This is a genomic window from Psychromonas algicola (assembly GCF_004378355.1).
Taxonomy (GTDB): domain Bacteria; phylum Pseudomonadota; class Gammaproteobacteria; order Enterobacterales; family Psychromonadaceae; genus Psychromonas.
In genome coordinates this window covers 1-10,870 of sequence record NZ_SNUB01000050.1, presented here as the reverse complement: position 1 = coordinate 10,870, position 10,870 = coordinate 1, and the positions used below count along the sequence as shown (strand labels likewise).

The 10,870-nt window shown below is 36.4% G+C and carries 14 protein-coding genes; 5 read left to right on the top strand and 9 right to left on the bottom strand.

All coding sequences use genetic code 11. From position 1 onward, the window contains the following. Positions 1 to 160 precede the first annotated feature (160 nt). Positions 161 to 814, bottom strand: a complete 654-nt coding sequence (gene purN, locus E2R67_RS15980) for a phosphoribosylglycinamide formyltransferase (protein WP_134291948.1) — start codon at positions 812 to 814, stop codon at positions 161 to 163. Between the two features lie 4 nt (positions 815 to 818). Further along, positions 819 to 1,859: a phosphoribosylformylglycinamidine cyclo-ligase gene (purM, locus tag E2R67_RS15975; RefSeq protein WP_134291947.1), complete on the bottom strand. Its 1,041-nt coding sequence runs from the start codon at positions 1,857 to 1,859 to the stop codon at positions 819 to 821. A 278-nt stretch (positions 1,860 to 2,137) separates the two neighbouring features. Here purM and E2R67_RS15970 point away from each other — a divergent pair, with 278 nt between their 5' ends. Both E2R67_RS15970 and hda read left to right on the top strand, forming a co-directional pair. Then, a complete protein-coding gene (locus tag E2R67_RS15970; RefSeq protein ID WP_134291946.1) occupies positions 2,138 to 3,187 on the top strand; it encodes a DUF2066 domain-containing protein in 1,050 nt (349 codons plus the stop codon). Positions 3,188 to 3,195: 8 nt separating this feature from the next. Then, complete coding sequence (gene hda / locus E2R67_RS15965) at positions 3,196 to 3,924, top strand: DnaA inactivator Hda (RefSeq protein WP_134291945.1); 729 nt, start codon at positions 3,196 to 3,198, stop codon at positions 3,922 to 3,924. 62 nt (positions 3,925 to 3,986) lie between these two features. On the opposite strand, the gene E2R67_RS15960 is transcribed toward hda, so the two are convergent. The 5 genes from E2R67_RS15960 to E2R67_RS15940 are packed head-to-tail and all read right to left on the bottom strand — an operon-like array spanning position 3,987 to position 6,550. Then, positions 3,987 to 4,370 carry a DUF2069 domain-containing protein gene (locus tag E2R67_RS15960; RefSeq protein WP_134291944.1) on the bottom strand — a complete coding sequence of 128 codons (384 nt, stop codon included), beginning with the start codon at positions 4,368 to 4,370 and terminating at the stop codon, positions 3,987 to 3,989. 35 nt (positions 4,371 to 4,405) lie between these two features. Continuing rightward, the gene (arsC, locus tag E2R67_RS15955; protein ID WP_134291943.1) at positions 4,406 to 4,756 is read right to left on the bottom strand and encodes an arsenate reductase (glutaredoxin); all 351 of its coding nucleotides are present in this window, start codon (positions 4,754 to 4,756) and stop codon (positions 4,406 to 4,408) included. Between the two features lie 31 nt (positions 4,757 to 4,787). Continuing rightward, positions 4,788 to 5,228 carry a YcgN family cysteine cluster protein gene (locus E2R67_RS15950; protein ID WP_134291942.1) on the bottom strand — a complete coding sequence of 147 codons (441 nt, stop codon included), beginning with the start codon at positions 5,226 to 5,228 and terminating at the stop codon, positions 4,788 to 4,790. Positions 5,229 to 5,237: 9 nt separating this feature from the next. Next, on the bottom strand, positions 5,238 to 6,266 hold the full coding sequence (locus tag E2R67_RS15945) for a lytic murein transglycosylase (RefSeq protein WP_445177050.1): 1,029 nt from the start codon (positions 6,264 to 6,266) through the stop codon (positions 5,238 to 5,240). Next, complete coding sequence (locus E2R67_RS15940) at positions 6,263 to 6,550, bottom strand: YcgL domain-containing protein (protein ID WP_134291941.1); 288 nt, start codon at positions 6,548 to 6,550, stop codon at positions 6,263 to 6,265. Before E2R67_RS15940 ends, E2R67_RS15945 begins: the two co-directional genes overlap by 4 nt. Positions 6,551 to 6,676: 126 nt before the next feature. Between E2R67_RS15940 and minC the strand changes: the two genes are divergently transcribed. From minC to minE, 3 genes are read left to right on the top strand one after another with little or no spacing between them, the layout of a single operon-like run. Next, the gene (gene minC / locus E2R67_RS15935; protein ID WP_134291940.1) at positions 6,677 to 7,405 is read left to right on the top strand and encodes a septum site-determining protein MinC; all 729 of its coding nucleotides are present in this window, start codon (positions 6,677 to 6,679) and stop codon (positions 7,403 to 7,405) included. A gap of 21 nt (positions 7,406 to 7,426) precedes the next feature. After that, complete coding sequence (gene minD / locus E2R67_RS15930; RefSeq protein WP_134291939.1) at positions 7,427 to 8,239, top strand: septum site-determining protein MinD; 813 nt, start codon at positions 7,427 to 7,429, stop codon at positions 8,237 to 8,239. A gap of 1 nt (position 8,240) precedes the next feature. Further along, positions 8,241 to 8,507 carry a cell division topological specificity factor MinE gene (minE, locus tag E2R67_RS15925; RefSeq protein WP_134291938.1) on the top strand — a complete coding sequence of 89 codons (267 nt, stop codon included), beginning with the start codon at positions 8,241 to 8,243 and terminating at the stop codon, positions 8,505 to 8,507. A gap of 63 nt (positions 8,508 to 8,570) precedes the next feature. On the opposite strand, the gene E2R67_RS15920 is transcribed toward minE, so the two are convergent. Beyond that, a complete protein-coding gene (locus tag E2R67_RS15920; RefSeq protein WP_134291937.1) occupies positions 8,571 to 9,461 on the bottom strand; it encodes a chemotaxis protein in 891 nt (296 codons plus the stop codon). Positions 9,462 to 9,598: 137 nt separating this feature from the next. Then, on the bottom strand, positions 9,599 to 10,405 hold the full coding sequence (locus E2R67_RS15915; RefSeq protein WP_134291936.1) for a fumarylacetoacetate hydrolase family protein: 807 nt from the start codon (positions 10,403 to 10,405) through the stop codon (positions 9,599 to 9,601). Positions 10,406 to 10,870: the final 465 nt, after the last annotated feature.

Below are 10,870 nucleotides of genomic sequence, written 5' to 3'. Positions count from 1 at the left end.
TTGTTTTGCCTGAACGGCGAGAGAGAAGTTACCCAAGAATGGTTAAAGCGAGACCCAAAAGATACGCAGAAAGAAAAGGTAAAAAAATGCCCATCAGTTCTTAACTGACAGGCATTAAAGCTTGCTTCGGTTTTTAATTCAGAGAATGACACTTTTAAATTTAATCTGCTGCGTAACCAAACTGCTCTAATTTATTTCCATCTAAATAAGCAAATTGTGCTTGCATATTTAAACGACCACTCACAAACCAAGAAGCCGCAAGTGCATATATTTGATGCTCTTGTGTTAATACTCGCTCTGCTAAGTCTTGTGCTGTGTCTTCAGCAAAAATAGGTACTTTAGCTTGTAACACGGTTGGGCCACTATCCAGCTCAGGCGTCACAAAATGAACGCTCGCACCATGTTCTTTATCGCCTGCATCAATCGCGCGTTGATGTGTATTAACGCCTTGATATTTAGGTAATAAAGAAGGGTGGATGTTCAGCATTTTACCTTGATATTGATTAACAAAGTCAGTGGTTAAAATACGCATAAAGCCAGCCAATAAAATAAGATCTGGTTGAAGCTTGTCTAACTCTGCTGATAATAATGAATCGTAAGCTTCACGTGATGTAATACCTTTGCTCTCTACTAAGATTGCTGGAATATTTGCTTCACGTGCTCGCTCTAAACCATAAGCATCAGCTTTGTTACTGATAACAGCAACAATTTCAACTTGTTGACCGTCAACTTGTTGTTTGTGTAACTTATCCATTAGCGCTTGCAGATTACTCCCGCTACCAGAAATAAGTACAACTATCTTTTTAGTGCTCATGTTGTTATTTGATCTCTACTTGAGATTCACCTTCAGCGGCGTCTTCAATGTGACCTAATACCCAAGCGTTTTCACCTTGTGCTGTTAAGATTTCTACTGCTTTGTCTTTTTCAGCAGCTGGAACCACAATCATTAGGCCAACACCACAGTTGAATGTACGGTACATTTCTTCTGTTTCAACGTTACCATTTTCTTGTAACCAGTTGAAAATAGCAGGCCATTCCCAGCTCTTACCATCAACAACCGCTTTACTACCTGCTGGTAATACGCGTGGGATATTTTCCCAGAAACCGCCGCCAGTGATATGAGAAATAGCATGTACAGGACAGTTTTTAATAAGCTCTAATGTTGATTTAACATAGATCTTAGTCGGTGTTAATAAGGTCTCACCTAGTGTTGAATCACCAAATGGTGCACTCGTATCAGCTTTAGAGACTTCTAAAATTTTACGTACAAGTGAGTAACCATTTGAGTGAGGACCGCTTGAACCAACTGCAATTAATGCATCGCCCGCAGCGACTTTTGTCCCATCAATTACGCCTGATTTTTCAACCACACCCACACAGAAACCTGCGATATCGTAATCATCACCTTCGTACATACCTGGCATTTCAGCGGTTTCACCACCGATTAATGAACAGTTTGATAATAAACAACCTTCACCGATACCTGTTACTACGTCTGCTGCTACATCAACATCCAGTTTACCTGTTGCATAGTAGTCTAAGAAGAATAATGGCTCAGCACCTTGAACGATAAGGTCGTTTACACACATTGCCACAAGGTCGATACCTACAGTGTCGTGTTTTTTAAGATCAATCGCTAAACGTAATTTTGTACCTACGCCATCAGTGCCTGCAACTAGTAATGGCTCTTTATAACCTGTTGGTAGTTGACATAACGCGCCAAAACCTCCTAGTCCGCCCATTACTTCAGGACGTTTAGTGCGTTTCGCTACACCTTTAATACGTTCAACTAATGCTGTACCTGCGTCAATATCAACACCAGCGTCTTTATAGCTTAAAGAGGTTTTTTGGTTGCTCACTACATTCTCCGAAAAATAGAAGTTAAAAGCGAAAATCGCTTTAAAAAGATTAGAAGGTAAAAATTGCGCGTATTTTAGCATTTATATGACACGGGTCGAAGTATTTCTGCTAAGAATTTGTATTTTTCATGAAAGTTTTTACATAAGTGTTATCAAAGTACTGAATAGTGGTTCTTTTTAAGGTTTTTTTTCTACATATTTATGACCTGATACTTGCATTAGCAAAAGATCTGCTTATGATCGAGTTACTTTGATAAATAAAATGGTTGCATAAGTAGATGAAAATGAATGTGTTGGTACGTTTTTTAGCTGCAATGAGTGTGCTTTACTCAATACATAGTATTGCTTTACCTGAAATGGACCCATATCGAGGTTTAGTTTTAGCTGAGCAATCAAATGAAAATGCATTAAGAGAAGAAGCGCTTAAACAAGTGCTTATTAAAGTTTCTGGCAACGTTGATATTGTAACATTAGATGAAAGTGGAAATCTAATGACAAACATACGTTCAATGTTATCTCAGTTTGGCTACCAAAATATTGATGGTGTCCGTTTCTACTATGCTTTATTCGATAAGAGTAAAATTAATAAAGCATTAAACGACATGCAACAACCCATTTGGGGTGAAACTCGCCCTAGTCCATTAATTTGGCTGGTGAATGAAAATAGAAAAATAACTTCTGAATACATGATTAATAGTCAGCAAGATAAAGACTTATCATGGGGCTTACAAAAAGCGGAATTACAACGTGGTATCGAAGCTAAATTTCCTATTCTTGATTTAGATGAAACATTAATGATTGGTTCCTCTGATATTAGTGGCCGTTTTCATCAAGTTGTTGCCGATGCTTCTAAGCGTTACGATGCAGAGTACGTTGTGCTTGCTAACCTATACAAAATGCGTACTGGTAAATGGCAATTAAAATGGGAATTAGTGCAGTACGATCCTCAAAATAATAAAAAACAATTGATTAATAAACGTATCACTGCGGATGAAAAAACAGATGTGATGGCACAAATGCTTAATGATATTGCAGACTATTATGCTCAAAAATTCGCAATCTTTGAAAATAATGGTGAAAAGCTAACTCAAGTATTAAGCATTAATAATATTACAACACTATCTGACTTAACGCTTTTAAACCAAGTGCTTGAAGGTTTAAATGCGGTAGAACGTTTTAAAGTTGTTGAAATCAATCAACAGCAAGTTAAAGTTTTAGTGACACTCAAGGGCGGTTTAATGAGTTTAGAGAATGCGCTGAATGCACAATCACATTTACAAAGTGATTCTTCAGGTGGTTCTTATTTTCAATATAACTGGCAACTATAGAGTACTTAATGCCTCAAGATGAATTAAGATTTCAGTATCCATTACTGGCACTAAAGTTTCCTGATGATGAAACTTTTGCCAGTTTCTATCCCGGGAAAAATGCCGAATTATTAACACTATTAAAAAATAGTGTTGTTGGTATCGGCGAGCCTATTCTATATATGTGGGGGGAGTCTGGTAGTGGGCGTTCACATTTATTACATGCATTATGTAGCGAAATTGATGAACGTGGCGAAAGTGTCGCTTATATTCCCTTACATCATCATCGCAGCATGACTCTCGATATTTTTGAAAACATGGAAAATATGACATTAGTCTGTATTGATAATGTGGATGCTATCGCGGGTGATAAAAAATGGGAAAAAGCACTGTTTGACTTCTATAACCGTTGGTTAGATAACAAAGAGAATCGCACACCTGGTGCAAGTTTAGTGATTGCAGCAAGTGACTTACCTAAGCAAATTGGTATTGAGCTTGTTGATTTAGTTTCTCGTTTAGAATGGGGAGCTTGCCATCATTTAGAGCCGCTGAATGACGAGGAAAAGTTAGGTGCTTTACAATTACGCGCACAATTAAAAGGCATGCGTTTACCTATTGATGTTGGACGTTTTTTATTAAACCGATTATCGCGTGAAATGTGTATGTTATTAAATACATTAGACCAGCTGGATAACGCCTCATTAGAAGCTAAACGTAAGCTTACAATTCCTTTTGTTAAAGAAGTACTACGTTTATAGCATAATATCAAAAAGAGGTTGTTTAGCTTTACCAAACAACCTCTTTTTAAAGTGTAATTAATTTAAGATTCTTTTTTCTTTTTACGGATACTTAATCCTAATTCTTGTCCTTTATACTTCGCAAAATAAATATTACCGATCAAAAATAAACTCGCAAATATTAACTCAATGATACCTAAGACTCTTTCCTGTTGATCACTCATGATAATGACACAAGCGTGCATAATATAAATCAGCGCAATAAATCCACTCCAAGCATAAGTATATGGGTTGCCTTTAATGATCCCTTTTAGTGGAAATAGTAATGGAATCAACCAAATGCTTGTAATTAACCATGGGCTAATTTGTAGTGTAGGCGGTGACAAATAAAGATGCCAAAGAGGTACTAATAGCAATAAGCCAAAGTAGCCACATTGAGCAAGTCGTTGAAAGCGTGATATGTTCATTTATGCTCTTTTTATTTTAAATTGAAGTCAATGATTTAAAGAATTGCTAATACCGATTCAGGGGGGCGACCAATCGCTGCTTTTCCGTTAGTAACCACAATAGGGCGCTCAATCAATTTTGGATTGGCTTGCATTGCTGCAATTAATGCTGATTCGTCTTTTTCTGAAGCAAGGTTTAGTTCTTTATACAATGTTTCTTTTGTTCGCATTAATTGACGTGCTGAGCTAAAACCTAGTTGTGAAACCAGGTTTTGAATAGTCTCAATGGATGGTGGTGTTTCTAAGTATTTAATCACTTCAATTTTATGTTGCTCTTTTTCAATTAAGGCTAATGTTTCACGGCTTTTTGAACAACGAGGATTGTGATAAAAAATAATGTCTGTCATTAATTAGGCTCTCTTTGTTTTTGTTAAAGCGCTATTCGGCTGGCCAAATAGCAATATAATCTTCTAAATTTTCTGGATCTATTTGTGTTTCTGATACGATTTTTCCACGTATAGAATGTCCGCCAGTATGCATTGCAGATTTGCTACCTGTTAGCAAAGGATGCCATTCAGGAAGTGGTTTTTCTTCTACTAATAAGCGATATGCACAACTTGCTGGTAACCAATGGAATTGGTCAATATCATCCAGTGAAATTTTTACACAATCAGGTACCAGCTTTAACCGTTTTTCATATTTTTTACATTGGCATGTTTTGCTGTGTAACAAATGACAAGCGACATTGGTAAAATGCAGCTCTTCTGTTTCATCATCAATAATTTTATTTAAACAGCACTTTCCACAACCATCACAAAGTGATTCCCACTCCGATGATGACATTTGTGAAAGTGTCTTTTTTTCCCAAAAATTTTCCATCATATTCCTTTATTTAACGTCGATACGCGGATAGCGAATACGATCAGATAAATAACTTACTGCGGTTGCAAAATAATAAGAACGATTCCAATGCATTAATACTTTGTAATTACCATAAGTTAAGTAAATTCGGCCATGGTCATCATCAGGAATAACTAATGATGCTTGCAAATCAACCTTAGGTAAATCGCTACCATCAAAACGGCGTACGCCTAGTGCTTGCCATTCTTGTAATGATTTTTGTTGTTTGATGCCAGCTAAACTCATATCAAAGTTTTCAGGTAATTTAATTTGACGGCCCCATGTGTGTTTGTCGTCCCAACCTTCAGTTTTTAGGTAATTGGCTGCGGAAGCAAAAACATCACCGGGTGTATTCCATATATCTTTTCTACCATCACCATCATAATCGACTGCATAGTTTAAGTAAGAGGTTGGCATAAATTGAACTTGTCCCATTGCACCTGCCCAAGAACCAATGAATTTTTCTTGGCTTATGTGGCCTTGTTCTAGGATATTTAAAGCAGCAAAAAGTTGGGTTTTAAATAAGGCTTCACGGCGACCTTCATAAGCCATTGTGGTCAATGAAGACACAACGTTATGACGCCCTGTTAATTTACCAAAATTAGTTTCAATACCCCATAATGCAACAATAAAGCGAGGTTGCACGCCGTATTCTTTGCCTATTTTTTGTAATAGGTGGTAATGCTTTTTATAAGCTTCTCTTGCTTGTTTTATTTTCCAGTCAGGTACTGCGCGAGGAATATAAGAGTCTAATGTTAATTTGAATTCTGGCTGTGCTTTATCTGACGCAACACTACGCGGTAAAAAAGCGACATCGGCAAATGCACTTTCAACAATTGTTTGATCGATACCTAATGTGATGGCTTCTTTTTTTAGGTCATCAACATATTGTTCGAATGAAATATCACGCTCAGCGTGAGCAACTGCTGATAATGATAAGCTGCATATTGTCGCAGCAGGTAACATTTTTAAGTAGTTGGTTATTTTTTTCGAAAATAATTTTGGCTTGTTTATCATTGCGACTCCAATTCTTGTTTTTTTCTATTTTTGTGGTCCTGCAAATAATCAACAGGTGGTGGTGGCAATTGTAAATAAAACCCTGTTTCTGCAATTGCTTTTATCACTTTCGGTGCTTCAGCTATTGCCATTTTAGTATCGTTATTCATATTTAATACAGAAACAAGTTGTGGTGGACCAAATTTTTCAAGCAAAGGAGCAGGGACTTGAGAGAAGTCATCTCGTTTTGCGACAAAAATGTAAGTCTGTGGTTTACGGATACTTTTATATACAGCACATAACATAATACTTAACTAGCCCTTTGCTTGCCTATTGTTGAAGCAAACTATAACATGCATCAGCATTTATTTTTTAGAGAAATTAGCTGAATTCTATGTCAGACATTAAAGATTTAATTAGAAAGGACAATTATGACGCTTAAATCGTTAAATTTCACCCTGTTAGTTGTGAATTTAGAGGAAGAAACGCTTTTACCTTTAGCCGATGAACTTAATAGAAAGCGTTTAATGGCACCAGATTTTTTTGCTCAAACACCTATGGTTGTTAATATTGACAATGAAGCTTTAAATATTGATTTTTTAAAGCTACAAAATACGGTTGAAGAGAATGGTTTTTTCTTAGCAGGTATTACTGGCAATATTTCTGATAAGCAAAAGCAGCAAGCGGGACAATATTCGATTGCTGTATTACATAGTTCAAGAAAACCAGCGACTAAGAAAGTGGTTGTTGATGAAAAACAATCTGTTTCAAAACAAGATAGCGTGATCTCAGTAGAGTCTGAAGAATTAACTTCTTTTAGCGATGTTAAAGCAAAAGTACATATTGGACGTGTTCGATCTGGACAACAAATTTACGCTAAAGAATGCGATTTGGTGATCAGTGGCGATGTTGGGGCGGGGGCCGAAGTGATTGCAGACGGTAGTATTCATATTTACGGTACATTAAGAGGCAAAGCATTAGCGGGGGCAATGGGTAATACTAATGCTGCTATTTTTTGCCAAACTTTACAGCCTGAACTAGTGTCTATAGCGGGTGTCTACAAGCTAAGTGAAGCATTACCAGAGGATGCATGGTCAACCTCTTGCTCAGTCTTTTTAGAAGATCAAAAACTGGTCTTCTCAAACTTAAACAAAATTTAAAAATTAGAAAGGAAAATTTATATGGCAAAAGTCATTGTTGTTACATCAGGTAAAGGTGGTGTTGGTAAAACAACAAGTAGTGCCGCTATTGGAACTGGTTTAGCAAAAACAGGTGCTAAAACGGTGATCATCGATTTTGATATTGGTTTAAGAAATTTAGATCTCATTATGGGATGTGAACGTCGTGTTGTTTATGATTTGATCAATGTGATTAACGGGGAAGCGAATCTACAACAAGCGTTAGTTAAAGATAAACGTGTCGATACTCTATATATTTTACCAGCCTCTCAAACACGTAATAAAGATGCTTTAACTAAAGAAGGTGTTGCTAAAGTTATTGATGATTTAAAAGCCGATGGTTTTGAATATATTATTTGTGATTCCCCTGCAGGTATAGAGCAGGGCGCAATGATGGCACTTTATTTTGCCGATGAAGCAGTAGTCACAACTAATCCTGAAGTATCTTCTGTTCGCGATTCAGATCGTATTACTGGCATGTTATCGAGTAAGTCTTATCGTTCAGAACAACAACTGGAACCTGTTAAAGTGCATTTGTTGATCACTCGTTACTGTGCTGAGCGTGTTGCACGTGAAGAAATGCTAAGCATTGAAGACATCGATGAGTTATTAGGCATTGATTTGATTGGTGTTATTCCAGAGTCTCAAGATGTTCTAAGCGCTTCTAATTTAGGTGAACCTGTTATCTTAAATAAAGACAGTGATGCGGGTAAAGCTTACCAAGATGCTGTTGATCGATTACAGGGAATACAGCGCGATTTACGTTTTGTCAATGTTGAAAAGAAAGGCTTTTTAAGCCGAATATTTGGTGGATAATATGGGATTATTACAATACTTTCGTAAAGAAGAGCCTAAAAAAGGCACGGCAAAATTAGCAAAAGATCGTCTGCAAATCATTGTCGCTCATGAGCATTCTAGTTTTGACACGCCTGCATACTTGCCTGAATTAGAAAAAGAAATTGTTGCGGTTATTCGCAAATATATCGATATTTCGATGCAAGATGTAACCTGTGAGTTTAACGATGAAGGTGATAATGATATGTCGATACTTGAAGTGAATGTGGTATTGCCTAAACAAAAGTAGCTTAATATTTAAATACAATTAAAAACGCCGCTTATGAAGCGGCGTTTTAGTTTGTGTCATTTTTTATTTCTCTTGTTTCTTTTGAGCGCCACGTAGCATGGCATTAACGAGTTCTTGTGAGTCAAACTTAGTTAACGCATCGTCAGCCCCCACTTGCGTTGCTTGACTGACACTCATCGCACTAGAAAGTGAGCTATGCAAAATAATATAAACTTTAGAAATATCAGAAACACTACGCACTTCAAAGGTAAGCTCGTAACCATCTAAGCCAGGCATTTCAATATCACTCACTAAAATGTCGATAGGATTACCTTTTGCTGCGCAATCTTTCATTACTGCAAGTGCATCAATACCATTCTTGCAAACTTTAAATGGCACATCTATTTTCGTTAATGCGGATTCTAGCTGTCGACGTGCAACTGCAGAATCATCAACTAACAAGATTTCAGAATTTTGTAATAAACCTTTTTGTACACCTGTAATTTCAACTGCTTTTTCATCATCATCAGGGAAGATTTGAGCGAGTAATAATTCAACATCTAATAGCTGAATGAGTGAATTTTCAAAACGAGTGATACCCGTTATATAAGTTTTATCACCTAGAGAGTTAGGTGGTGGATCGATATTTTTCCAGTTACATTCAATAATACGTTCTATTTTTCTAACTAAAAAACCAACCTGCATGCGGCTGCAATCTGTAATAATAATGGTGGCTTCTTTTTTCTCTTGCTCGCTTAATGGAGGGAAGCCAACGGCAGCAGCAATATCAATTACGGAAATCGTTTGCCCACGAATACTAGTCGCACCCAGTACATTGGGCTCAGCATTTGGAATTTGAGTCAGCGGCTGAAAAGGAACCAGCTCTTGTATTTTTAATGTGCCTAACGCAAAGCTTTGAAGCTGAGAAAGTTTAAAAAGTAATAAACCTTGCGATTGGCTAGATGTTGACTTCATATTGAGATCCTATTTGTAAAACAATATTCTGCTTTAGACTCTTGATTATATCGTAAAAAATAAATTATATAAGCTTAGATTAAAATGCGGTGTTTTACATGTTTATTCAATGCTTACCATTAAATCTTATCTTTTACTTAATATCTAATTTCATTTTCCACTGTACCAACTTGTTCTATGGTTACTGATACTTTATCACCATTTTTTAGTGCTTTAGTACGGCCGGGTGTTCCCATAAAAATCAAGTCACCTGGCAATAAAGTATAATACTGACTTAAGTAACTGATCACCTTAGCAGGTTTATGGATCATATACTTAGTATTTTCTTGTTGCACAATTTGCCCATTCAATTTAGTGGTTAGTAATACATTATTAAAATCGACACCTATTGCCATAATTGGTGAAATAGGGCCAAATCCATCACTTGCTTTAGAGCGCATCCATTGTAAATCAGAACTTTGCCAATTTCGTTCGGTTAAGTCATTTCCTACTGTTACTGCAAAAATAGCGCTTTCGGCTTCTGATTCTGAAATACGCTTAGTTTTTTTACCAATAATTAAAACCAGCTCACCTTCAAAATGTACATTAGTTGCATCTGCTGGTATTTGGATAACCTGACCTGAAGGTATTAAAGAGGTAGGCAATTTTAAGAACATAGGTGGTGGAGCGTTGGATGGCGATGATAAATGGCTATCAAAGTTCATACCGACTGCAAATACTTTTTGAGCGTCTGTTGGTAGTATTAAGTCTACATCGTTTAGCGCAATTTTTTTTCCTGTTGTAGTTAACTGAGTAAATAAGTCGCCAGATAGAGGTTGGATAAACTCCCCTTGAATTTCTCCATAGCTTATTTGGTTGTTATATTGAAAACGAGCAAGATGTTTAACTTCTGCCATCGCTGTCACTGGCAGTAACAAAGTCAGCCCTAACATTAACCATTTCATTAAATTATCCTTCTATTTATTTTCTGCTTTCATAAACAATAGTTTAAGCATAGTGAGTTATTTACTTTTTAATATAGCAATTGTGTGCATTTATCACGAAGTTGCATATTTTGTTTAATTTGCATTTATCGAATGTGGTTTATTACGAATTCAATTTTCTGCTTTATTGATTATTTAATCATAACAAAGTTAGTTCTGTCGTCATGCGAAGTGAAGATTGTTGAAAATCACATTCTGAGTAAAAGAGATAGATTAAGTTGACTCAAAGAAGGGAGTAACTTTAAAGGCTAATAGAAAAGTTGAAAGTTAAAGAAAAATGGGCAATAAAAAAGGGAAGCATCGGCTTAATGCCGATCAGTTAAGAAAAATTAGTTGATTTTTACCCGAATGGGATCAGAATCCGATGTTCACTCAACATCGGATTTTTTTATGCCTTTAGATTACGATTTCCACTCACTCGAAGCC